Genomic DNA, 23,370 nt, shown 5'->3' on the forward strand with positions numbered 1-23,370 from the left:
ACCCAATGAGTACTTACCTGACACTCACCAGGCAAAAATGTGGGAGCTGGCTTGCCTGCGATAACGCCGGTACACCCAATGAGTACTTACCTGACACTCACCAGGCAAAAATGTGGGAGCTGGCTTGCCTGCGATAACGCCGGTACACCCAATGAGTACTTACCTGACACTCACCAGGCAAAAATGTGGGAGCTGGCTTGCCTGCGATAACGCCGGTACACCCAATGAGTACTTACCTGACACTCACCAGGCAAAAATGTGGGAGCTGGCTTGCCTGCGATAGCGCCGGTACGCCCAATGAGCATCTACCTGACACTCGACCAATCACCGCCCCTCCAACAACGCCCCCGCCTGATCCAACAACGCCAACGGATCCGCAGCCTTATGAATATCCACCGACAACAACTGCCTGAACTTGCGCGCCCCAGGAAACCCAGTACCCAACCCCAACACATGCCGAGTAATGTGATGCATCGTCCCACCACTGGCCAAATGCTCAGCAATATAAGGCCGCAACTGCGCCAACGCCTCCGCCCGGCTAATCACCGGCGCCTCACTGCCAAACAACCGCTGGTCCACCTCCGCCAACAGATACGGATTGTGATAAGCCTCCCGCCCCAGCATCACCCCATCAAACGTCTGCAAATGCTCCTGGCACTGCTCCAGCGTCTTGATCCCACCATTGAGATTAATCTCCAACTCCGGAAAGTCCCGCTTCAACTGCGCCGCCACGTCATAGCGTAACGGCGGAATGTCCCGGTTCTCCTTGGGCGACAACCCCTCCAGAATCGCAATCCGCGCATGCACGGTAAAACTGGTGCAACCGGCTTCCTTTACCGTCCCGACGAAATCACACAACTGGGCATAACTGTCCCGCCCATTGATGCCGATACGGTGCTTCACCGTCACCGGAATCGACACCGCATCGCGCATGGCTTTCACACAGTCCGCCACCAGGGCAGGGTGCGCCATGAGGATCGCGCCGATCATATTGTTCTGCACCCGGTCGCTGGGGCAACCGACGTTCAGGTTCACTTCGTCGTAACCGGCGGCCTCGGCCATACGGGCGCAGGCGGCCAGATCAGCCGGAACACTGCCGCCCAACTGCAGCGCCAGCGGGTGCTCGGCTTCGTTGTGGCGCAGGAAGCGGTCGTGGTCGCCATGGAGGATAGCGCCGGTGGTGACCATCTCGGTGTAGAGCAGGGCGTGTTTGGAGAGCAGGCGTAGGAAGAACCGGCAGTGGCGGTCGGTCCAGTCCATCATGGGGGCGACGGAGAAGCGGCGGGAGAGGGCTTTCGGTGGAGCTATGGCTGAAGGCATTGGAGTCTTGGATGGAGAATGCGAAGGGTGGGCAGTTTATCAGGAATGGGTCGGAGGGGCTGGGTGATGATCGGGTGGCGCGAGACCCTAATATTAAACAAATCTGTCTTCCTTTTCCGTCCCCCTTTTCCTTTGGATTTTCGAGAGCTATTTCGCTTCGTCTTCCAGATTTTTGAATGCTTTTTCAAGCCACTCAACCCGGATTCATGCTCCAGCGCCTAGCGCGTATGGCTGCTACTTGGTCATTGGTGGCGAATTTGCCTTGGCCGGCTTCCTTTACTGCCAGCTCAATTTGGGCGGTCAGCGTTTTTTTGTGCTCGATGTAGTCGCGAAGAACGTCCATTGCTAGGTAGCTTGCTGTCTGACCGTTGGTTTTTGCTAGGTCGGCGAGAGAATTGGATAAGTCTTCCGGCAGGTTTAGGGATATTCCAGTCATGGCAGCCTCGATGAAAGAAGGTTTTGGGGCATCTTACGCCTTGGAGCGGTGGGTTGAATCGACAGGTCGTGGTGAGGTGTGTCTGGGAGTGAATCGTTTGCTTTTCCTATACCAACTCAAAACCGGTTATGGTGGTCTGATACGATATCTCGGTAAATTTGAACAGGTATTTATGATTACAAGAGAGGATATGAAACCTTGGGTTGTTACCGCGTTGAAATCCATGGGTGGGGTTGGCTGGCCGAGGGATGTCGCCAAATATATATGGGATCATTATGAGTCTGATATAAAGCGGTCCGGCTCGCTTCTCTATACTTGGCAGTACGACGTTCGGTGGACGGCAATGGCGATGAGAAAGGATGGGGTGTTGAAGCCAGTCGATGGCCGAAATGATAAACCTTGGGAGCTTGCTTAGGTAATTGTCTTGAATGTTCAATGGGGGAGTTGTTCGCTTCCACTGTGTATTAAAAGTCTAGGCTTCCTTTCAGCGAATAATAGGTATTGGTCGCGCTTCGGAGTCAGACCACCATACCTTCATCTCTGATCCAAAACCCAGCGGGAAACTTCCCACACTTTTCTCGGCTTGCCCCTCAGACCTCCTCTGGCTAACCTCCCTAAACCGCTGGAAAACCAGCGGTCGGATGTGGAAGTCCGTACCGAGCTAAGACGCAATCGTCATAAACACCTACCGGCGTTTTTTAACGTCTGTATCATGTGTTTCGGCGGCTGTGCGCGGGGCACTTCGGTGCGCCGGGTCCTTAGCCCTGGTCTTCCACACCTGCGTACAGCTGCCACCTCTCATGTGGAAGTGAGACTGGTAGTTCCTGAATAGTTAAGGAGCTTCGCCATGTACAAGGTCACACCTAATCCGCCTTATGCTTCAAACGCTGCATCCTCTGATCCCAAGCTTCAAGCCGCAGCCCAGCGAGCAATCCATCATCACTTGCCCCCATCCGACGACGCTGCGCCCACCGAGCGCCCAAGCGACAACCTATTCATCGTCAACCCGTCCACCGACTCCGAAACCCTCCTGGCCAACGCCGCCGAAAACCTCGCATCCGCCAACGAAATGGCCGTCACCTTGGCGTTCGATCTCGACGACTCCCAGCGTGCCATCGCCCTGGGCATCCAGCAGTTAATCGAGTTGAGCTCGCTGCTCGTTGACCGAGCCCAGGAGCAGGTTGCGCCTGTAACCGCCTCAGTTAAAGCCTGACAACTAACCCTGCCGCCTTGCCCTAAGGCGGCAACCTGAACTTATGCTGTCTTCCAGCAAAGTTTCATAATTCCCTGCGCCGTTGAGGTCTACGATTCCCTGCGAGAGAGGACCCCAGCGCCTCCAGCCCATAGGGAACTGAAAACCATGATCTCGAACCTCGTCAAAGTCGTGATGATCACCGGCACGTTGTTGTTAAGCGCTTGTTCATCTTCACCCGCCGTGAGCAGTGACCCGTGCTTTTCAGGTGGATGCCGGGCGTTTGGTGACCATAGCCCCAACAAGGCCGCGAAGATGAATTTCGGTGGCAGTGGGCTGGGGAGTAGTTATGGGGAGTATGGTTCGGGGTTGTTGCATGATGATTGATGGGGTGGTGGGGCGAGAGTGTTTCGCTAGCTTTGCTGCTTTGCAAAGTGAGCAGCCGTTGGGGGAGAACGCTAAGTAGCCGTTGCCTGAGTACCGGATAGTACGCGGTCTGATCCAGCATTTTCGTCGGCTGTCGGGCCGTCTTCGCGAGCAAGCCCGCTCCTACAGTTGGAGCGTGGGAGTCAGGGATATAAGCGTCGGCTGTCAGGTCTTCAGGGGAGCAGGCTCCCTCGCCACAGTTGCAGCGTCGTGCCGAAGTTGTGTAGATATTGACGCTGCGATGGCGGTGGGTCAGTTAACTCATCTGTTACTGATATACCGCTATCGCAGGCAAGCCAGCTCCCACATTGGCCATGTATCGCTCGCAGAATCAGCGCCCGGCTCGGATCCCTGTGGGAGAGGGCTTGCTCGCGATGGCGGTGGGTCAGTTAATTCATATACCGCTATCGCAGGCAAGCCAGCTCCCACATTAGCCAATGTATCGCCCACAAAATCAGCGCCCGGCCCAGATCCCTGTGGGAGCGGGCTTGCTCGCGAAGGCGGCGTGTCAGTCACTGGATCTATAACTGAACCAATGCTTTCGTAGGCAAGCTCCACACATTGGATCTTCGTTGTGTGGAATATTGTGTTCGCGTAGCTGATCGGTATTAGGCGCGCCGTTAATGGCCGCCTTTCATACGCCGGGCGATCAGGTAGAGGCCCAGGCCCACCAGCGCTGTCGCTGCGCCGATGTAGCCGGTGCTGGTCCAGCCGAGGCCAGCTGTAATCGCCATCCCCCCAAACCACGGCCCCAGCGCATTCGCCAGGTTAAACGCCGCATGGTTCGACGCTGCCGCCAGGCTCGGCGCTTCATGCGCGATGTCCATCAAGCGAATCTGCAACGGTGCCGCCAACGCGACCATGGTGCCCACCAACCCCATGCTCAGCAGCACGCCCCACAGCGAAGACGCGGCGAAGGGGAAGAACAGCAGCACGGCCATCGACCATACCAATATCAAACCCACCGCCCGAAACTGCATGCGATCAAACAGCTTGCCACCGGCAATGTTGCCGATGATGCCGCCCACGCCAAAGGCGGCGAGGCCGAAGGGGATCCATTGCGGCGAGACCTTGGTCACTTCCAGCATGGTCGGCGCCAGGTAGCTGAATACGCAGAACATCCCGGCAAAGCCAATCGCGCCGATGGACAGGGCCATCCATACCTGGGGTTTGGTGAAGGCGCGCAGTTCTTTGCGTGGGTCGCTGCGTTGTTCGTCGTGGCGGTGGGGCACGAATTGCCAGACCAGGGCGATGGTGAGCAGGGCGATCACGCTGACCAGGGCGAACGCCGAGCGCCAGCCCAGGTGTTGGCCGAGGAAGGTGGCGATGGGGTTGCCCAGCAGCATGGCCAGGGTCAGGCCCATCATCACGCGGGCTACGGCGCCTGCGCGTTTGTCGGTGGGTACCATGCTGGAGGCGACCACGGCGGCGATGCCGAAGTAGGCGCCGTGGGGCAGGCCACTGATAAAGCGGAAGGCCACCAGCGAGCCGAAGGTGGGGGTGAAGGCGGTGGCGAAGTTGCCCAGGGCGTACAGGCCCATCAGCAACAGCAGCATGTGTTTGCGCAGCAGCTTGGCGCCGAGGATGGCCAGCAGTGGGGCGCCGACCATGACGCCCAGGGCGTAGGCGCTGATGGCGTGGCCCACCTGGGGTTCGCTCAGGCCCAGGTTCTGGGCGATGTCGGGCATTAGGCCCATGATGGCGAATTCGCCGGTGCCGATCGCGAAGGCGCCCACGGCCATGGCCGCTTCCATTTTGGCGGCGCTGCGCGCGGGCAGTACGTGCCCGGGTGTTTGCTGGATTGTCATGGGTAACTCTGTGTGGAGGGTGTGCACGAAGGACGTCGCCGATGCTACGCAAGCCGCGACGAAGGTGTCTAGAACCGCCATTTTCGGCAGAGTTCCACGCCTGTGACCGCAGGTCGCGGCTGCCAGGCTTGACAGGGGCGCATTAAAAGCCGCGATTTAGGCCTGTCAATTGGCCAAACGGCGCATAAACGCTGTTTAGCGTGATATTCTGCGCGTCGTCTTGGGCTAGTCTTTCCCTGGTGCGTACACCCGTATACGTCCCAGCGGTTGGCTGTCGCCCAGGTAGCTGAAGCCAATAATGATAAGAAGTCAGCGCAGAAGGGACATAACAGTGAGGTCGATCCATCGGCCTTGTGTGCCCACCCTGCAGCCTTTATGTGACTGTGCAGACCCCGCGGTACGTTGCCTGACGTAGCGTGAACGAGGGTTACTCATGATCGGGGGCGGTAGGGCGGATGGCGTTTTATCATAGGTGCTACTGATGTTTAAAAAAGTAAACACTGCCCTGCTGGGGCTGGCTTTGTCGATGGGGATCACGTCCGTTCACGCGGAAGAGGCAAAGAAAGTCGATGTGCTGCTGATCGGCGGCGGCATCATGAGTGCAACCCTGGGTGTCTGGCTCAATGAGCTGGAACCGGATTGGTCGATGGAGATGGTCGAGCGCCTCGATGGCGTGGCCGAAGAAAGCTCCAACGGCTGGAACAACGCCGGTACCGGTCACTCGGCCCTGGCTGAGCTGAACTACACCCCGGAAGACAAGAACGGCAACGTTGAGATCCCGAAAGCGGTCGAGATCAACGAAGCGTTCCAGATCTCCCGTCAGTTCTGGTCCTGGCAGGTTCAGCAGGGCGTGTTGAAGAACCCGCGTTCGTTCATCAACTCCACTCCGCACATGAGTTTTGTGTGGGGCGATGACAACATCAAGTTCCTGAAAAAGCGCTACGAAGCCCTGAAGGCCAGCCCGCTGTTCGCTGGCATGCAGTACTCCGAAGACCCGGCGCAAATCGCCAAGTGGGTTCCGTTGATGATGGAAGGGCGTGATCCCAACCAGAAAATCGCGGCCACCTGGAGCCCGATCGGTACCGACGTAAACTTCGGCGAGATCACCCGCCAGTTCGTCGCTCACCTGCAAACCACGCCGAAGTTTGACTTGAAGCTGTCGAGCGAAGTGCAGGACATCACCCGCAACGACGACGGTTCGTGGCGTGTGAGCTACAAAAACCTCAAAGACGGCACCAAGACTGAAACCGACGCCAAGTTCGTGTTCATCGGCGCCGGCGGCGGTGCCCTGCACTTGCTGCAGAAGTCGGGCATTCCTGAAGCCAAGGAATACGCAGGCTTCCCGGTGGGTGGTTCGTTCCTGGTGACCGAGAACCCGACCATCGCCGAGCAGCACCTGGCCAAGGCCTACGGCAAGGCTTCGGTAGGTTCGCCACCGATGTCGGTTCCGCACCTGGACACCCGTGTGCTGGATGGCAAGCGCGTGATTCTGTTTGGCCCATTCGCGACCTTCTCGACTAAGTTCCTGAAGGAAGGCTCGTACCTGGACCTGCTGACCAGCACCACCACCCACAACATCTGGCCGATGACCAAAGTCGGTATTCGTGAATACCCACTGGTCGAGTACCTCGCCGGCCAACTGATGCTGTCTGATGATGACCGCTTCAAGGCGCTGCAAGAGTACTTCCCGAACGCCAAGCAGTCCGACTGGCGCCTGTGGCAAGCCGGCCAGCGCGTGCAGATCATCAAGCGTGATGAAGAGCAAGGCGGCGTGCTGAAGCTGGGTACCGAAGTGGTCAGCTCTGCCGACAACACCATCGCAGGCCTGCTGGGTGCATCGCCAGGCGCGTCCACCGCGGCTCCGATCATGCTGACCGTGCTGCAAAAGGTGTTCAAGGACAAAGTAGCCAGCCCGGCCTGGCAGGAAAAACTGCACCAGATCGTGCCAAGCTACGGCACCAAGCTGAACGACAGCCCTGAAGCTGTTGCCAAGGAATGGGCCTACACTGCCGGTGTGCTGCAACTGACACCACCGCCAGCGATCCCGCAACTGGCTGCTCCACAGGCTACCGAGGCTGCCAAGCCTGCGGCTGAGCCAAGCAAGCCGGCGTCTGATCTGGCGCTGTAAGCAACACCCACGAAAAAGCCCGCTGAACCGGTGACGGTCAGCGGGCTTTTTTGTGCGCTAACGATCAGGCGCGCGGCGGGTGTCGCTCCACCGGAGGCAGCTCAACCGTACGCTCGGCCGCTGCCAGCGCCGCCTTCAAGCCCGCTTGGTTAAGGGGTACGCAATACGCCGGTTTAGCCCGCTCGAATCGCCAGCTTTCATCCAGCCCTCCAGCATCCACGGCATCGAAACCCATTTGGTCGAGTAACGTCATCACTTGCGCCTTTGCCGTCGCGTCATCTGCTGCCACTGGCAATGCGCGGCGTTCAGGCGCGCCGTGCGGGCGGGCATCCTGCGTCAGGTCTGGGGCGAAGATCGCATTAAATACTTTTACCACATGTGATTGCGGCAAATGGTCAGCCAGCAATCGGCTGGTGGTGGTTTCAAAACGGTCCAGTGTCGGGATATGCCCATCACGATCGGGGTAGTAATTGTTGGCGTCCATCACTGTCTTGCCCTCCAGCCATTGGGCGGGGACGCTGCGGTAGTGCTCCAGGGGGATCGCCACCAGTACCAGGTCACCAAACCTGGCAGCGTCATCTGCGCTGCCCACTTGCACACCGAGTATGCCGCTCACCACGCTGCTCATGGTGTGTGGGCCGCGGGAATTGCTCAGCATCACGTTATGTCCGGCGGCAAGCGCCAGTTGCGCCACGGCACGCCCGATAAAACCTGCTCCAATCACGCCAATCTTCATGTGCTTGCTCCAGTGGAAGTAGGAAGTGGCTATGATGATTAGCAACCATAACGTGATAAATCGTCATTTTGATGTGGGTGTTGTTACTGGGAGTGGGTAATGATGGATCGCCTGTCAAGCATGAACGCCTTCGTGATAGCGGCTGAATTAGGCTCCTATGCGAGGGCCGCCGAACGCTTGGGCATGTCGCCGCAGATGGTGGCCAAGCATGTCACCGCATTGGAACAACGCCTGGGCGCGCGATTGCTCAACCGCACAACCCGTCGACAAAGCCTGACTGAACTGGGAGGGGAGTATTACGAACGCTGCAAACATATCCTGACGGAGGCCGAGGCCGCCGACGCCCTGGCACAGGTCATGAACGACACGCCGCGTGGCAAGCTGAAAGTCACCGCCCCGGTGACCTTTGGCTCCTACAGCCTGATGCCGTTGATCACCGGTTTTTTACGTGACAATCCACAGGTAGAAGTCGATTTGCACCTGACGGATCGTTTCGTCGACTTGGTGGAGGAGGGCTACGACGCCGCGTTTCGCATTGGTCCGTTGGGCACCAGCGGCCTCACAGCGAGACCTTTGGCACCGTATCGGTTGGTGGCCTGCGCTGCACCGGCTTATCTGATGGCGCGAGGCACACCGCAGAAGCCGGCAGATCTTGAGCGTCATGAGTGCCTGGGGTACGCCTTTTCAGCGCGTCCGGCGGATCGAGAGTGGGTGTTCTTCCAGGGCACGGTTTCCTACAAGGTACGAGTGGCCAGTCGTTTGCTCATCAATGAAAGTCGGGCATTGATGTCGGCGGCATTGGATGGTTTTGGCATTGTGCTCGGCCCGCAAGACTTTCTGCGAACGGCGTTGGCGAGTGGCGAGTTGGTGCGGGTGTTGCCGGAGTTTGAGGCTCCGAGCCGGTCGATGCATTTGGTCTACACCGCAAACCGCCAGCGTACCGCCAAGTTGCGCTGCTTTGTCGAGACTGTGCTGGGACGTTTTGGTCCGGTATGAAGGAGCACCACCGTGGCGGTCGCCGGGAGGCACGCTAAAGATCTACAGGTTCAGCCATCTGACAGACATCTCCTGTTGAAAATAACCCAGGCCCAAGCAGGGCCCGGCTGCAACAAAGGAAGGACTTCTTTCTGATGCAGGTGTTGGGCGTTCGCGCCCGAGGGTTTTGTATGTGGCTACGTTATGCAGCATTGGCCGCCATGGTGGTCGCGGCTTCCGGGTGTGTGCAAGAGCGTGTTGTGCATGAGCGCAGGCCGATGCAACACGAGTACGTGGATGTGGTGGCGCCGCAACCGCCGCCGGTGCAGGTGATTGAAGTCGAGCCGGCGGTGCGCGAAGGTTATATCTGGTCACGCGGTTACTGGCGCTGGGAAGGTGGGCGCTATGTGGCAGTGCACGGCCATTGGGAACCGGTGCGCCAGGGGTATCGTTATGTACACCCGCATTGGGTGCAGCGTAATGATGGCTACCACTGGCAGATCGGCGGTTGGGTTCGCTAGCCCAACTTCCTCTCCCTCTGTAGGCGCGAGCTTGCTCGCTCCTACAAAAAAGCCGCTCTAACCGAGCCGTTTCATCCCTGCTGCCTTGGCTGCGTGCAGATCAAACGTGGCGGTGTACTCGCAACCGGCCGCATGGCCACAGCGTTCGATCAGGCAGTCGGCAAAGTCCGCTTTGCTTGCGGTGAACTTGCGCAGGGCCTGCCAGATGATATCGGCGTGCTCGACGGTCAGTTCCCGTGTGTGCAGCAAGGTCTCCAGTACCGTTACCACATCGCTTTTGGCCGACTGGTAGCAGGACTGCAACACCCACACCAGTTCCGTAAGCGTCACCAGGCTGACAAAACCTGGTGAGGCGGCGGTGAGCGATTCGATCAGTTGGGACGCCTTGGCGGATTGAACCGGGTCATCCTGGGTCACATAACGCACCAGCACATTGGTATCCAGGCCGATCATCCAGCGCTTGCTCCCTGGGCCGCGATGGCGCGGTTCATGTCTTCGATAGACACGGCATGGGCGGGCTTGCGGATCAAACCCTTGAGGTCCTTGACGGTTTTGCTGGCGGCAATCATGGAAAACTTGCCGTCTTCCATTTCGACGAATTCCACCCGGTCGCCTGTTTCCAGGCCCAGGGCTGTCCTGACCTGAACAGGGATGGTGATTTGCCCTTTTGAAGTGAGTGTGGCGGTGGCCATAGTGAAGATCTCCATCGTGATATTCCTTACCTTAGGGTAAGGAATGACGGAGGACAATATCCCTTGGTCCATAGGTCGCTCGCTGAGGTGAATGAGTTGGAATAGTAAAACCCTAGTCCGAACTCTTGTTCCTCACACGCGTTGCTATGTCCCAAACGAATACAAACTATGACCGACCGCCGCTGGCTTACTGCACCACGCGATAGCACGGCACATACGCCGCGCCGCCCGGCAGTTTCATGCGGTGCTGGGCCACGAACGCCTTCAATAATTCATCCAACGGTTTCATGATCGCCGGGTCGCCGTGGATCTCATACGGGCCGTTCTCCTCGATCAGGCGAATACCCTTGTCCTTGACGTTACCCGCCACGATCCCCGAGAACGCCCGGCGCAGGTTGGCCGCCAATTCATGGGGCGGCAGTGCGTGGCTCAGTTGCAGGCTGGCCATGTTTTCGTGGGTGGGGTCGAACGGGCGCTGGAAGCCTTCGTCGATCTTCAGCAGCCAGTTGAAGTGGAACGCGTCGTTACGCTCGCGGCGGAACTGCTTCACCGCCTTGAGGCCGGTGGTCATCTGGCGGGCCACTTCGGCCGGGTCGTCGATGATGATCTGGTAATGCTTCTGCGCCGCTTCGCCCAGGGTGGCACCGACGAACGCGTGCAATTGTTCCAGGTAAGGCGCGGCATGTTTGGGCCCGGTAAGCACCACCGGGAACGGCAGGTCGCGGTTGTCCGGGTGCATGAGGATGCCCAGCAGGTACAGGAACTCCTCGGCCGTACCGGCGCCGCCGGGGAAGATGATGATGCCGTGGCCGACACGCACGAAGGCTTCCAGGCGTTTTTCGATGTCCGGCAAAATCACCAGCTCGTTGACGATGGGGTTCGGCGCTTCGGCGGCGATGATGCCTGGCTCGGTCAAGCCCAGGTAACGGCCATTGGTGATGCGTTGCTTGGCGTGGGAAATGGTCGCGCCCTTCATTGGGCCTTTCATCACGCCTGGGCCGCAACCGGTGCACACGTCGAGGCTGCGCAGACCCAGTTCGTGCCCGACTTTCTTGGTGTATTTGTATTCTTCGGTGTTGATCGAATGGCCGCCCCAGCACACCACGATCTTGGGCTCCACACCCGGGCGCAGCGTACGGGCGTTGCGCAGCAGGTGGAACACGTAGTCGGTGATGCCTTGGGAGTTGCTCAGGTCGATACGCTGGCTGTCCAGCTCGTTCTCGGTGTAGACGATGTCACGCAGGGCGCTGAACAGCATCTCGCGGGTGCTGGCGATCATCTCGCCATCGACAAAGGCATCGGCCGGGGCGTTGAGCAGTTCCAGGCGTACGCCGCGGTCTTGCTGGTGAATACGCACTTCAAAGTCTTTATAGGCGTCGAGGATGGTCTTGGCGTTGTCGATATGCGCGCCGGTGTTGAGAATCGCCAGGGCGCATTGGCGGAACAGAGTGTAGATGCTGCCGGTACCGGCTTCGCTCAGTTGCTGCACTTCACGTTGGGACAGGGTTTCGAGGCTGCCCTTGGGGCTGACGGAGGCGTTGATGACTTGACGTTGGGGCATTCTGATTCCTTGAAAGCACAGCCACCGCGTCCGCTTGGGGGCGATGGCTTGAGAAGGGTGAGCGCCAATTAAGGTCGCACGAGACGGTTATTTACCTCAGGCGCAAGGCCTAGCGCAAATGCCGTCCAACACCATCATGCCGCAGAACTTACTGAATCAGCTTCCAGTTTTTGTAGAAAACCCGACGCAGGGTAAAGACCAGGCCGGCAAACCCTGCGATCACGGCGTTGAGCACCGAGGGCAGCAGGGTCGGGCGCACAATATCAATAAACAGGCAGTAGCGTTTGGCGTCGTTTTTGTTGAAGGAGGCGTGCATCAGCGTGTCATCGAAGATAAACAGCGGGTCGTCGTGCCAGTAGTGCTTGTGCTTACCCACCTGGATATACACGCCCTCATGGTGCGGTGCCGGCGCCATGTTGTAGAGCACACGGAACATCATGCGCAGGGGGCCGAAGTGGAACGACGTCGAGCGGTTCTCGTTGAACACCGAGACGCCGATGGTTTTCACGAACGGCAGTTTCTTGCGCAGCTGCGGGATATCCAGGGTGGTTTCGATCGGGCGGCCGTACCACTGGAAAAACAACATGCCGCGTTTCTTCTCGGCCATGCGTTCGTCCAGGTAGCTGATGATTTCATCCTTGCGGGCCATGGCGTCGTCGATCACCTGTTGCAGGTCTTCGCGCCAGGCCGGCGGCAGGTCTTGCAGGGTATAGACATGCCGGTTGCGGCTGCTCAGCAGGTCGAGCAGGGTGTTGAACGGTGCCAGCACCCAGGTATTACGACCGTTGCCGATAAAATACTTCTTGATGGTGTCGCGGTCGTACAGGCCGTTACGCAGGAAGTCATAAACGCCGCAGCACACCACCAACAGCAGAAACACCAGGCAACTGCGCGGGAAACAATAGATCAACAGCAGAACGCCGAGCGCCCACGCCAGGGACACCAGCTTTTTGCCGACAGCATTTTTGCTCATGAAACGAGGCTCCAAAGCCGAAATATATTGAAACAATATCGTCATCATAGGGCTTTCTGACACCGGCAGGCGTTTTTAAATAGGGCGAAATTGTGAAGCCACTGCACAATTTGTAACCGTTACCGTGCAGGCTCCGACGTTTTGTGGATTGAATTTTGAGAACAGAAGATTTGCGACTATCGTGACGCTTCGGTTTTTCAGGCGTCATAGACCGGTACGATTGAAGTTGAATGGCCACTATTGGCCTTCGGCACCTTGGAAGAGGCAGAAATTTTTATGATCATCAAACCGCGGGTTCGTGGCTTTATCTGTGTGACCGCTCACCCTGTTGGCTGTGAAGCGAACGTCAAAGAGCAGATCGACTACGTAACCAAAAACGGCGTCATCGAGGGCGGCCCTAAAAAGGTACTGGTCCTCGGTGCCTCCACCGGCTACGGCCTGGCCGCGCGCATCAGTGCTGCGTTTGGCTGCGGCGCCGACACCCTGGGCGTGTTTTTTGAGAAAGAAGGCGAAGAAGGCAAGCTGAGCTCCGCCGGCTGGTACAACAGCGCGGCGTTCGAGAAGTTTGCTGTGGAAAAAGGCCTGTACGCCAAGAGCATCAACGGCGACGCGTTCTCCGACGAAATCAAGCGCCTGACCATCGAAACCATCAAGAAAGACCTGGGCAAGATCGACCTGGTGGTCTACAGCCTGGCCGCCCCACGCCGTACCGACCCGCAAGGCGTGGTGCACAACTCCACCCTCAAGCCAATCGGCAAGGCCGTGACCCTGCGCGGTATCAACACCGACAAGGGCGTGGTGGTCGACACCACGCTTGAGCCTGCGACCCAGGAAGAAATCGACGGTACCGTGAAGGTCATGGGCGGCGAAGACTGGCAGCTGTGGATCGACGCCCTGCGTGACGCCGATGTATTGGCCGAAGGCGCCAAGACCACCGCGTTCACCTACCTGGGTGAGAAGCTGACCCAGGACATCTACTGGAACGGCTCCATCGGCGAAGCCAAGAAAGACCTGGACAAGAAAGTCCTGACCCTGCGCGAAAACCTCGCTGCGCTCAAGGGCGACGCCCGTGTGTCGGTGCTCAAGGCCGTGGTTACCCAGGCCAGCTCGGCAATCCCGATCATGCCGCTGTACCTGTCGCTGCTGTTCAAGGTGATGAAAGAGCAGGGCACCCACGAAGGCTGCATCGAGCAGGTCTACGGCCTGTTCAAGGACAGCCTGTACGGCAGCCAGCCGAAACTCGACGCCGATGGCCGCCTGCGTGCCGACCTAGCCGAGCTGGAGCCCAAGGTGCAGGACGCCGTGGCTGCGCTGTGGAACCAGGTCACCGACGACAACGTCAACGAGATCAGCGATTTTGCCGGTTACAAGGCTGAGTTCCTGCGCTTGTTCGGCTTTGAGGTCGACGGCGTGGATTACGACGCGGACGTGAACCCGACCGTCAAAATCAACGGGCTGATTCAAGCTTAAAACCCGGTCAATAAGGTGGGAGCTGGCTTGCCCTGATGTCAGTCAGTTAACGCACATCCCCTGTGGGAGCGGGCTTGCCCGCGAAGGCGGTGCGTCAGTCGCGGCATCTGTGACTGCACGACCGCTTTCGCAGGCAAGCCCGCTCCCACATGTGATCTTCGTTGCTTTGAGCATTGCGTTCGCTCAATTTGGCTGTGCCTACTCCCTCTTTCTTTTCAGCCCCTTCTTACGCCTCCCTCTTTTAGATCTGTCAGACTCCAGCAGCTATCAAGCCACGCTAACGGAGGATCTGATGACGATTCGTGCAGTAGTTTTTGATTTCGGCGGTGTCCTGTTCGACTGGAGCCCGCAGCATCTGTACCGCAAGCTGATTGCCGACGATGCAGAACGGCAGTGGTTCCTCGACACCATCTGCACCCAGGCCTGGAACACCGAGCAAGATGCCGGTCGCTCCCTGGCTGAAGCCACCCGCACCCTGGTTGCCCAATACCCCGAACACAAGACCCTGATCCAGGCTTATTACGAGCGCTGGCCCGAAATGCTGCGTGCTGAATTACCCGAGGGCGTGGCGATTCTCGAAGCGTTGCACCAGGTTGAGATGCCGCTGTTCGGGCTTACCAACTGGTCGGCTGAAACCTTCCCTTACGCCCGGGCCAACTACCCGTTCCTGAAGCGTTTTCGCGACATCTTGGTGTCTGGCGAGGTGAAGCTGATCAAGCCTGACCCGGCGATCTACCACGCCAGCCTCAGTCAGGTGCGTGAACACCTGCCAGACATCCAAGCCAGTGAAGTGGTGTTTATCGACGACGTCGCCGGCAACATCGAGGCTGCCATTGCGTTGGGCTGGCAGGGCATTCACCACGTATCGGCCGAGCGCACCGCCGCGCGTTTGCGTGAGTTGGGCGTGGCGTTCTAGCGCGCCCATTTCTCCATTACAAAGTCGACGAACGCCCGCAGCTTGGGCAGGCGGTAGCGGTCTTGGCGATACATCAGGTGCATGGGGCGGCTGGGCAGTTTATAGGTGGTCAGCAAGGCCACCAGCTTGCCGCTCTCCAGGTCCGGTTGCACCAGGGCATCGGCCAGCATAATGATGCCCATGCCGTTGATGGCGGCCTGGCGCAAGCCTTGGGAGCTGTTGATGGTCAATGAGCCAGACACCGGCACCTCCACCCCACCTTCATCGCCGGTCATGCGCCAAAGTTTATCGGTGTCGCGCCAGTTGTCGTTCGCGGGGTAGGCGAATGCCAGGCAGTCATGCTGCTGCAGGTCATCCGGGGTGTGCGGTGTGCCGCGTCGCGCCAGGTAGGCAGGGGAGGCGCAAAGGGTGAGGGTATAGGCCTGCAGAGGCCGGGCGATCAGGCTGGAGCTTTCCAGTTCGCCGAGACGGATCGCCACGTCAAAACCGCTGTCGACGAGATCCATGCGCTCATTGCTCAGCACCACGTACAGGTCGATAAGGGGGTAGCGCTGGGAAAACTCACTCAAGGCCGGCACCAGGCGTTCGGTGCCGAACACCGGGGGGGCGGTGATGCGCAGGCTGCCTTTGGGGGCTTCGCTGTGGGCCTGCTCGGCCAGTAGCTCCGAGTCGGCCACCAGCCCCAGCACTTCCAGGCAGCGCTGATAATACTGCCTGCCAAATTCGGTGAGGTTCTGTTTGCGCGTGGTGCGTTTGAGCAAGCTGACGCCAAGCCGTTGTTCCAGCGCTCGCAGATGGTTGCCCACCATGGTGGTCGAAATCCCGCATTCCTGCGCGGCGGCGGTCATGCTGCCGGTCTCGACGACTTTCACGTACACCGACATTGCCTGGAACAGATCCATTATCAAGCCCTGGTTTAAAGTTATTGCAGTAATTCTGCGTTTATCCAGCGAGGGTGGTTAACCATACTTGATCCACCCCAACGATGCACTGGAGCCGCCACCATGACCGCCGCCTGCCTGATGAGCACTTATCAACCCCTGGCCCTGAGCTTCACTCGCGGGCTGGGCACGCGCCTGTGGGACCAACAGGGCCGCGAATACCTGGACGCCGTGGCCGGCGTGGCGGTGACCAATGTTGGTCATTCCCACCCCAGGTTAGTGGCCGCCATCAGCGAACAGGCCGGCTTGCTGCTGCACACCTCCAACCTCTACAGCATCGACTGGCAACAACAATTGGCCCGGCGCCTGGCCCAACTGTCCGGGCTGGACCGCGCGTTCTTCAACAATTCCGGCGCCGAGGCCAACGAGACGGCGCTGAAGCTGGCGCGTTTGCATGGCTGGAAAAAAGGCATCGAACAGCCGTTGGTGGTGGTGATGGAGAACGCCTTCCACGGCCGCACACTGGGCACCATGGCCGCCAGCGACGGGCCCTCGGTGCGCCTGGGGTTCCAGCGCCTGCCCGGCGATTTCATCAAGGTTGGCTTTGGCGACATGGCGGCCCTGGAGGCGGTCACCGAACAGTTCGGCACGCGTATCGCGGCGGTGCTGCTTGAACCGATCCAGGGCGAAAGTGGTGTGTTGGTGGCGCCGTCGGGCTACCTCAAAGCCCTGCGCGAGCACTGTACGCGCCACGGCTGGCTGATGATGCTCGACGAAATCCAGACCGGCATCGGGCGCACCGGCACCTGGTTTGCCTTCCAGCACGAAGGCATCGTGCCGGACGTGATGACCCTGGCCAAAGGCCTCGGTAATGGCGTGCCCATCGGCGCTTGTCTTGCCCGCGCCGCTGTCGCTGAACTGTTCACCCCAGGCAGCCATGGCAGTACCTTTGGCGGTAACCCGCTGGCGTGCCGTGTGGGGTGTACGGTACTGGAGATTATCCAGGAGCAAGGCTTGCTGGAAAACGCCGCACGCCAGGGCGAACACTTGCTGGCGCGTTTACGCATTGAGTTGGAGGACCATCCGCAGGTGCGGGCGATTCGTGGCAAGGGCTTGATGATCGGCATTGAACTGGCAAGCCCTTACCGTGACCTGGCCCAACGGGCGGCGCAGGAGCATGGGCTGTTGATCAACGTCACGCGGGGCAAGATCATTCGGCTGTTGCCGCCGCTGACGTTGCAAGGCAAGGAAGTAGAAATGATCGTGCGAGCCATCACCCGCCTACTGGACTGAAAAAGTGCGGAAGGGGGCGATGCTCGTTCCCACGCTCTGCGTGGTAACGCCTCCTGTGACGCTCTGCGTCACGCCTTAAGAGCGGACGCGGAGCGTCCAGGGCAGCGTTACCACGCGGAGCGTGGGAACGATCAGAGGGAGGGGCCATTCAGCCATTCCTGGTTCATGGTCTCCGTATCGCCCAAGTATTCCAGCAACCACGCCATGGCTGGCGACAGCTTGTTCTGCGCCCACGCCACACACGACGGGCTGGCCGGAAATGGCCGGCTCAACTGCAGCGCGACCAAGTCCCCGCGCTCGATCCATGGCAATACCTGATGGGCCGGTGCCATCCCTACACACAGGCCATCGCGCAGGCAATCCAGAGCCGACGCCCAGTTGGGCACCACCAGGCGGCGCTGGTTATCCAGGGTCCAGGTGTCGCGCTTGGGCAGGTTGCGTGAGGTGTCGGTCATGCACAGCGAGGCAAAGGGGCGCAGTTGGTCATCACTGAGTAAACCTTCCACCGCAGCTAAGGGGTGCCGGGCGCTGACCACGCACAGCCAGTTCAACAGGCCCATGTCGCGGAAGCTGAAGTGGCTGGCCACCGGCACCGCGCTGGTGGCGCCGATCACGATGTCGGTGCGTTCATCCGCCAGCGCATCCCACACGCCGTTGTACACCTCGTATTCGAGCAGCAATTCCACTTCGGGAAACTGCCGATAGAAGTCGAGCACCAACTGCCGGCAGCGCTGGGGTTTGACGATGGAGTCCACGGCCACCTTCAACTGGCCGCTCCATCCATTGGCCACCTGTTGGCACAGGCGCCGGGTGCCGAGCATTTTTTTCATCACGCCGCGGGCTTCGTCGATAAACAAACGGCCGGCGGGGGTCAGTTCTACGTCGCGATGCCGCCGCACAAACAGCGGCACGGCTAGCCATTCTTCAAGCTGGCGCACGGTGTAGCTGATGGCCGACGGTACGCGGTGCAGTTCCTGGGCGGCGGCGCTGAAGCTGCCGTGACGGGCAACGGCGTCGACCACATCCAGGGAATATTCCGACCACATAGGTAATGCCTTCAAAATTATTGATAAGAGTGTCCAATTATTATCGCTTCACACAGATATTGTCAGCTTCATAATGGGCGCCAGTCAGCAAATAGTTTGATGGCAGTATCTACAAGGCTTCGATGAAAAATTCTTTTGGTTTTACCTGGTATCTGGCGGGGCTGAGCATGCTCGGTTATCTGGCCATGGACATGTACTTGCCGGCGTTTGGCGCCATGGGCGAGCAGTTGAACATTGGTGCTGGCGCGGTGGGCGCCAGCTTGAGTATTTTCCTTGCCGGCTTTGCGCTGGGGCAGTTGCTGTGGGGGCCGCTCTCGGACCGCCTGGGGCGCAAACCGATTCTGATCGCGGGCCTGAGCCTGTTTGTGCTCGGTTGCCTGGGCATGTTCTGGGTTCAGAGCGCGCCGCAACTGCTGGCCCTGCGCTTTATGCAGGCGATTGGCGTGTGTGCCGCCGCCGTCAGTTGGCAGGCCTTGGTGATTGATCGCTACCCGGCCGACAAGGCTCACCGCGTCTTCGCCAGCATCATGCCGTTGATGTCGCTGTCTCCGGCCCTGGCTCCGCTGCTGGGTGCCATGGTGCTGAATCACTTTGGTTGGCAGGCGATCTTCGGCGTGTTGCTGGTGGTGTCGTTGTTGCTGTTGTTGCCGACCTTGTTCCTGCGCAATGTGCCCAAGCGTTCGGAGCACAAGGGCAGCCCGGTGCGCCTGGGCTATGGGCAATTGCTCACCTCGCGGGTGTTTACCGGCAATGTAATGATCTTCGCCGCCTGTTCGGCCAGCTTCTTCGCTTGGCTGACCGCCTCGCCGTTCATCCTCGGTGGCATGGGCTACAGCCCGAACGACATCGGCCTCAGCTACGTACTGCCGACCCTGGCGTTTCTCGTTGGCGGCTACAGTTGCCGCAGCGCCTTGCAGCGGCTGCCGGGTAAAACCCTGCTGCCGTGGTTGCTGGTCGCCTATTGCTTGAGCATGGTGGCGTTGTACCTGGTGGCCACCTTGAGTGTGCCGACCCTGACCACCTTATTGATCCCGTTCTGCCTGATGGCGCTGTGCAACGGCGCCAGCTACCCGATTGTGGTGGCGAATGCGCTGATGCCCTTTGCGGAAAATTCCGGCAAGGCGGCGGCCCTGCAAAACACCCTGCAGTTGGGCCTGTGCTTCCTGGCCAGCCTATTGGTGTCGTCGATGATCGAGCAACCGCTGTTGATCACGGTGATTGTGATGCTGGCGACCGCGCCGCTGGCGGTGTTGGGGTATTGGTTGGCACGGCCGAAGGGCAATTCTTCCGAACTGGCCAACGCCTGAGCTGACAATACGATCAAAGTGTGGGAGCTGGCTTGCCTGCGATAGCGGTGTATCAGTGCCAGATGGGCTAACTGACAGACCGCTATCGCAGGCAAGCCAGCTCCCACATTGTTTTGCGTTTCTTCAGTTAGAACGTCACTTCCATGTTCAGCGTCGGCGTTGAGGTGCGGCTGCCACGCCCACCGTCCACGCCGAATTTGTTATGCCAGTACTCATACCCCACCCCCAGGTACAAGTTCGGCTTGACGCTTTTACCCGGTCGCACCGCCACCATCAGCGCCGTACGCATCAGCGCTTCCGGTGCGGTATCGCGGCCATGGTAGTCCTCGCCTTTTTCCCCGACGTAGTTAATGAACCCCTGGAATTTCGCCGCATGGTTGCCCAGCTCGAACGGTCGCATCCAGGCCAGGTTGAGCATGTAGGTAGCGTCGAAGGTGTGGTTCGACTCTTGCGCGCCGGGAATGCCGGTGTGGTTCTTTTCCTTGTAGTACATCAGGCTCAGGTCCAGCACGCCGACAGTGTTGAACTTCAACGTGGGGCCAATCACCAGAGCGCGCTTCTTGGCGGAGGCGAAGTTGTTGTTGCGGTTGGCGTCGAAGCCCAGGGTCAACGCGTAATCCTTGATCAGCCCCGTGCCCGGCGGCAAGTCGAACACGCGTGAGGCATACAGCTGATGCCGGTACACGGCGTACACCTCGCTGCCCCCGTGGTCGGTGCCTTTGCGCGGGTCGCTGCTGTCGGACAGGAATACGTCGAGGTTGAGGAAGTTGCTGCCGTAACGGTAGCCGCTGGCGTGGGTAAAACTGTAGATGCGCTTGCTGAAGTCGTCGGGGTTGTTCGGGTTGGTGAAGTGCTGCCCGTAGCGAAACCCGACGCTGTTGTTCATCCATTCCACCGCAACGGCCTCCCCGCCGCCGAGAAGGGTCAATGCGACGGTGGCGCCCTGTAGTGCCTTTTTCATTCTTTTTGTCCTTTGGCGTTCTGGCTCGTGACGGCCGGATTGTTTTTGTAACGCCGTTGGAGGGTATCTTGTTCGATTGATTGTATACAACTCTATGGACATACAGTCTTAACATTGCATACAGTGAGCGCACAACAAAAACAGAGAACCCCTCACCATGACTATCCCGAAGGCGTCACCGCAGCGGCCCGAAGATGAAAATCTGGGCGTCGCCGCCAACATGGCTTACGGCCTGCAGCATGTGCTCACCATGTATGGCGGTATCGTCGCCGTGCCGTTGATCGTCGGCCAGGCAGCCGGGTTGTCGCCGGCGGATATCGGCTTGCTGATCGCTGCATCGCTGTTTGCCGGTGGCCTGGCCACGCTGCTGCAAACCCTGGGCCTGCCGTTTTTCGGCTGTCAGTTGCCGCTGGTGCAGGGCGTGTCGTTCGCGGGTGTGGCGACCATGGTGGCGATTGTCGGCAGCGACGGTGCCGGTGGTGTGCCAGCGATTCTCGGGGCGGTGATGGCCGCATCCTTTATCGGTTTGTTGATCACCCCGGTGTTCTCAAGGATCACCAAGTTTTTTCCACCGTTGGTGACGGGCATTGTGATTACCACCATCGGCCTGACCCTGATGCCCGTAGCGGCGCGCTGGGCCATGGGTGGCAACAGCCGGGCGGCGGATTTTGGCAGCATGTCTAACATCGGCCTGGCCGCGCTGACCCTGGTGCTGGTGCTGCTACTGAGCAAGATCGGCAGCGCAACCATCTCGCGCCTGTCGATCCTGCTGGCCATGGTGATCGGCACGGTGATCGCGGTGCTGCTTGGCATGGCGGACTTCTCTGGTGTCATGCAGGGGCCGATGTTCGGTTTCCCCACGCCATTTCACTTCGGCATGCCCACCTTCCATGTGGCGGCGATTATTTCCATGTGCATCGTGGTGATGGTGACGCTGGTGGAAACGTCAGCGGATATCCTGGCGGTGGGCGAGATCATCGACACCAAAGTGGACTCCAAGCGCCTGGGCAACGGCCTGCGCGCCGACATGCTGTCAAGCATGTTCGCGCCGATCTTCGGTTCGTTTACCCAGAGCGCGTTCGCCCAGAACGTCGGCCTGGTGGCGGTGACCGGGGTCAAGAGTCGGTTTGTGGTGGCCACTGGCGGGGTATTCCTAGTGGTGCTCGGCCTGCTGCCATTCATGGGCCGGGTGATCGCGGCCGTGCCCACCTCCGTGTTGGGCGGCGCCGGGATTGTATTGTTCGGCACGGTGGCGGCCAGCGGGATTCGCACGCTGTCCAAGGTGGATTACCGCAACAACATGAACCTGATCATCGTCGCCACGTCCATCGGCTTCGGCATGATCCCCATCGCCGCGCCCAGCTTCTACGATCAGTTTCCAAGCTGGTTCGCGACCATCTTCCACTCGGGCATCAGCTCGTCGGCAATCATGGCGATATTGCTGAACCTGGCATTCAACCACTTCACCGCCGGCAACTCGGACCAGCAGTCAGTGTTTGTGGCGGGGACTGAGCGCAGCTTGTGCTTTCGCGACGTGGCCGCGTTGCGCGACGGCGATTACTACCGGGGTGGGAAGTTGTTTGATGCCGAGGGCAAGGAAATTCCCCTGGTAGCGGATACCTTGAGGAAAGCGTCCAAGGCTGAGACCAGCGAGGTTTAACGAGCGACCCGTGTACCCTGTGGGAGCTGGCTTGCCTGCGATAGCGATGGTGAATTCACCGGTGCTATCGCAGGCAAGCCAGCTCCCACAGGGATTCAGCCGGCCTTGAGGGCTTTGTGCGGCAACGAACACGCCTCATCCAGAAACTTCACCACCGTCCCCATGCATGCCTGGCGTTCTTCCACATGGGGCATGTGGCTGGAGTCTTCAAACAGTGCCCAGCGCACGTCCGCTATCTCATCCAGGAACGGCTTGACCACCAACGGTGTGGCTTCGTCGTGCCGGCCGGAAATCACCAGGGTTGGCACCTTGATGGCTGACAGGCGTCCGATCACGTTCCAGTCCTTCAAGCTGCCGATCACGTGGAATTCGGTCGGGCCGCTCATGGCGTGGTACACCGTCGGGTCGGCATCCACCTGGGCGAAGGTGCGTGCCACTTCTTCGGGCCACGGGTTGACCCGGCACACATGCTGGTCATAGAAAATCCGAGAGGCCGCGAGGTATTGCGGGTCTTGGAAGGTGCCGGCCTGCTCGTGCTTGAGCAGGGTTTCGTGCACGCCTTCAGGCAACAGCTTACGCAGGCGATTGGCTTCGCTGACCCAGGTGCGCATGCAGGTGGGCGAGTTGGCAGGGATAAACGCGCGCAGGCCTTTGGGTTGCAAGATCGCGTGTTCGCTGCCGAGCATGCCGCCCCAAGATTGCCCCAGGATCGCGTAGTTCTCACTGATTTGCAGGTGGTCCAGCAGGTTGTTCAACTCGTCGAGGAACAGGCCGATGGTCCAGAACGACGGATCTTTTTCCGGCAAATGCGTGGAGCGGCCGTTGCCCAACTGGTCGTAATGGATGACTGCGTGGCCGCTGGCGGCGACGTCCTTGAAGGCGTCGACGTAATCGTGGGTGCAGCCCGGGCCGCCATGGATGATCACCAAGGGCGTGCGGCCTGTGCTCAGGTCGCCCGTGACGCGATACCAGGTCTGATAGGCGCCAAAGGGCGCGTAGCCTTCGCGAACTTTTTCGATGAATTCCATTTCGTACCCTGCTCTGAAAAAAAGGATCAGGGTTACGATA

Annotated in this window: 23 protein-coding genes; 11 read left to right on the forward strand and 12 right to left on the reverse strand. The window is 59.4% G+C overall.

Annotated features, from left to right (window positions below; translation table 11 throughout):
• Positions 1–324 precede the first annotated feature (324 nt).
• Together dusA and AB4P90_RS08740 are read right to left on the reverse strand one after the other, a co-directional pair.
• Positions 325–1,320, reverse strand: a complete 996-nt coding sequence (dusA, locus tag AB4P90_RS08735; protein WP_395605808.1) for a tRNA dihydrouridine(20/20a) synthase DusA — start codon at positions 1,318–1,320, stop codon at positions 325–327.
• Between the two features lie 193 nt (positions 1,321–1,513).
• Complete coding sequence (locus AB4P90_RS08740) at positions 1,514–1,756, reverse strand: CopG family ribbon-helix-helix protein (RefSeq protein WP_038449478.1); 243 nt, start codon at positions 1,754–1,756, stop codon at positions 1,514–1,516.
• Here AB4P90_RS08740 and AB4P90_RS08745 point away from each other — a divergent pair.
• The 3 genes from AB4P90_RS08745 to AB4P90_RS08755 all read left to right on the forward strand — a co-directional run bounded on the left by AB4P90_RS08745 (position 1,755) and on the right by AB4P90_RS08755 (position 3,335).
• A complete protein-coding gene (locus tag AB4P90_RS08745; RefSeq protein ID WP_196770410.1) occupies positions 1,755–2,171 on the forward strand; it encodes a hypothetical protein in 417 nt (138 codons plus the stop codon). The two genes, AB4P90_RS08740 and AB4P90_RS08745, sit on opposite strands and share 2 nt — an antisense overlap.
• A 432-nt stretch (positions 2,172–2,603) precedes the next feature.
• Positions 2,604–2,969, forward strand: a complete 366-nt coding sequence (locus AB4P90_RS08750; RefSeq protein ID WP_038449480.1) for a DUF6124 family protein — start codon at positions 2,604–2,606, stop codon at positions 2,967–2,969.
• Positions 2,970–3,116: 147 nt separating this feature from the next.
• Positions 3,117–3,335, forward strand: coding sequence for a hypothetical protein (locus tag AB4P90_RS08755; protein WP_395605809.1), 219 nt, complete (start codon positions 3,117–3,119; stop codon positions 3,333–3,335).
• 659 nt (positions 3,336–3,994) lie between these two features.
• Here AB4P90_RS08755 and AB4P90_RS08760 read toward each other — a convergent pair.
• Complete coding sequence (locus AB4P90_RS08760; RefSeq protein WP_014717589.1) at positions 3,995–5,182, reverse strand: MFS transporter; 1,188 nt, start codon at positions 5,180–5,182, stop codon at positions 3,995–3,997.
• Positions 5,183–5,663: 481 nt separating this feature from the next.
• Here AB4P90_RS08760 and mqo point away from each other — a divergent pair, with 481 nt between their 5' ends.
• Positions 5,664–7,310, forward strand: coding sequence for a malate dehydrogenase (quinone) (gene mqo / locus AB4P90_RS08765; RefSeq protein ID WP_014717590.1), 1,647 nt, complete (start codon positions 5,664–5,666; stop codon positions 7,308–7,310).
• Positions 7,311–7,374: 64 nt separating this feature from the next.
• On the opposite strand, the gene AB4P90_RS08770 is transcribed toward mqo, so the two are convergent.
• On the reverse strand, positions 7,375–8,046 hold the full coding sequence (locus AB4P90_RS08770) for an NADPH-dependent F420 reductase (RefSeq protein WP_019820669.1): 672 nt from the start codon (positions 8,044–8,046) through the stop codon (positions 7,375–7,377).
• Between the two features lie 99 nt (positions 8,047–8,145).
• On the opposite strand from AB4P90_RS08770, the gene AB4P90_RS08775 reads away from it, so the two are divergent.
• The gene (locus AB4P90_RS08775) at positions 8,146–9,042 is read left to right on the forward strand and encodes a LysR family transcriptional regulator (RefSeq protein WP_201915463.1); all 897 of its coding nucleotides are present in this window, start codon (positions 8,146–8,148) and stop codon (positions 9,040–9,042) included.
• Positions 9,043–9,212: 170 nt separating this feature from the next.
• Positions 9,213–9,542 carry a hypothetical protein gene (locus tag AB4P90_RS08780; protein ID WP_395605810.1) on the forward strand — a complete coding sequence of 110 codons (330 nt, stop codon included), beginning with the start codon at positions 9,213–9,215 and terminating at the stop codon, positions 9,540–9,542.
• Between the two features lie 57 nt (positions 9,543–9,599).
• Here the strand turns inward: AB4P90_RS08780 and AB4P90_RS08785 are convergent, their stop codons facing one another.
• The 4 genes from AB4P90_RS08785 to AB4P90_RS08800 form a co-directional block, all read right to left on the reverse strand.
• A complete protein-coding gene (locus tag AB4P90_RS08785) occupies positions 9,600–9,995 on the reverse strand; it encodes a PIN domain-containing protein (protein ID WP_014717594.1) in 396 nt (131 codons plus the stop codon).
• Positions 9,992–10,249 carry an AbrB/MazE/SpoVT family DNA-binding domain-containing protein gene (locus tag AB4P90_RS08790; protein WP_014717595.1) on the reverse strand — a complete coding sequence of 86 codons (258 nt, stop codon included), beginning with the start codon at positions 10,247–10,249 and terminating at the stop codon, positions 9,992–9,994. Before AB4P90_RS08790 ends, AB4P90_RS08785 begins: the two co-directional genes overlap by 4 nt.
• 172 nt (positions 10,250–10,421) lie before the next feature.
• Entirely contained in the window at positions 10,422–11,795 is a 1,374-nt protein-coding gene (ppnN, locus tag AB4P90_RS08795; protein ID WP_014717596.1) for a nucleotide 5'-monophosphate nucleosidase PpnN, read from the reverse strand.
• Positions 11,796–11,943: 148 nt separating this feature from the next.
• Positions 11,944–12,768, reverse strand: coding sequence for an aspartyl/asparaginyl beta-hydroxylase domain-containing protein (locus AB4P90_RS08800; protein ID WP_019820661.1), 825 nt, complete (start codon positions 12,766–12,768; stop codon positions 11,944–11,946).
• 276 nt (positions 12,769–13,044) lie between these two features.
• Here AB4P90_RS08800 and fabV point away from each other — a divergent pair, with 276 nt between their 5' ends.
• Together fabV and AB4P90_RS08810 are read left to right on the forward strand one after the other, a co-directional pair.
• Positions 13,045–14,238 carry an enoyl-ACP reductase FabV gene (gene fabV, locus AB4P90_RS08805; RefSeq protein ID WP_003189732.1) on the forward strand — a complete coding sequence of 398 codons (1,194 nt, stop codon included), beginning with the start codon at positions 13,045–13,047 and terminating at the stop codon, positions 14,236–14,238.
• Between the two features lie 292 nt (positions 14,239–14,530).
• Positions 14,531–15,154 (forward strand): HAD family phosphatase, encoded by a 624-nt coding sequence (locus AB4P90_RS08810; RefSeq protein WP_166405831.1) that lies wholly within the window; start codon positions 14,531–14,533, stop codon positions 15,152–15,154.
• On the opposite strand, the gene AB4P90_RS08815 is transcribed toward AB4P90_RS08810, so the two are convergent.
• Positions 15,151–16,056, reverse strand: a complete 906-nt coding sequence (locus tag AB4P90_RS08815) for a LysR family transcriptional regulator (protein ID WP_395605811.1) — start codon at positions 16,054–16,056, stop codon at positions 15,151–15,153. The two genes, AB4P90_RS08810 and AB4P90_RS08815, sit on opposite strands and share 4 nt — an antisense overlap.
• Positions 16,057–16,158: 102 nt before the next feature.
• Here AB4P90_RS08815 and AB4P90_RS08820 point away from each other — a divergent pair, with 102 nt between their 5' ends.
• Positions 16,159–17,328 carry an aspartate aminotransferase family protein gene (locus AB4P90_RS08820; RefSeq protein WP_103451548.1) on the forward strand — a complete coding sequence of 390 codons (1,170 nt, stop codon included), beginning with the start codon at positions 16,159–16,161 and terminating at the stop codon, positions 17,326–17,328.
• A gap of 131 nt (positions 17,329–17,459) precedes the next feature.
• On the opposite strand, the gene punR is transcribed toward AB4P90_RS08820, so the two are convergent.
• Positions 17,460–18,374, reverse strand: coding sequence for a DNA-binding transcriptional activator PunR (gene punR, locus AB4P90_RS08825; RefSeq protein ID WP_020301687.1), 915 nt, complete (start codon positions 18,372–18,374; stop codon positions 17,460–17,462).
• Between the two features lie 122 nt (positions 18,375–18,496).
• Between punR and punC the strand changes: the two genes are divergently transcribed.
• Positions 18,497–19,681 (forward strand): purine nucleoside transporter PunC, encoded by a 1,185-nt coding sequence (punC, locus tag AB4P90_RS08830; protein WP_014717603.1) that lies wholly within the window; start codon positions 18,497–18,499, stop codon positions 19,679–19,681.
• A gap of 127 nt (positions 19,682–19,808) precedes the next feature.
• Here the strand turns inward: punC and AB4P90_RS08835 are convergent, their stop codons facing one another.
• Entirely contained in the window at positions 19,809–20,642 is an 834-nt protein-coding gene (locus AB4P90_RS08835; RefSeq protein ID WP_395605812.1) for a nucleoside-binding protein, read from the reverse strand.
• Positions 20,643–20,799: 157 nt separating this feature from the next.
• Here AB4P90_RS08835 and AB4P90_RS08840 point away from each other — a divergent pair, with 157 nt between their 5' ends.
• Positions 20,800–22,302 (forward strand): nucleobase:cation symporter-2 family protein, encoded by a 1,503-nt coding sequence (locus AB4P90_RS08840; RefSeq protein WP_014717605.1) that lies wholly within the window; start codon positions 20,800–20,802, stop codon positions 22,300–22,302.
• A gap of 95 nt (positions 22,303–22,397) precedes the next feature.
• On the opposite strand, the gene AB4P90_RS08845 is transcribed toward AB4P90_RS08840, so the two are convergent.
• Entirely contained in the window at positions 22,398–23,330 is a 933-nt protein-coding gene (locus AB4P90_RS08845; RefSeq protein WP_395605813.1) for a proline iminopeptidase-family hydrolase, read from the reverse strand.
• Between the last annotated feature and the right edge of the window lie 40 nt (positions 23,331–23,370).

Origin of the sequence: Pseudomonas sp. B16120 (assembly GCF_044218845.1) — a bacterium.
Classification (GTDB): Bacteria; Pseudomonadota; Gammaproteobacteria; order Pseudomonadales; family Pseudomonadaceae; genus Aquipseudomonas; species Aquipseudomonas paracarnis.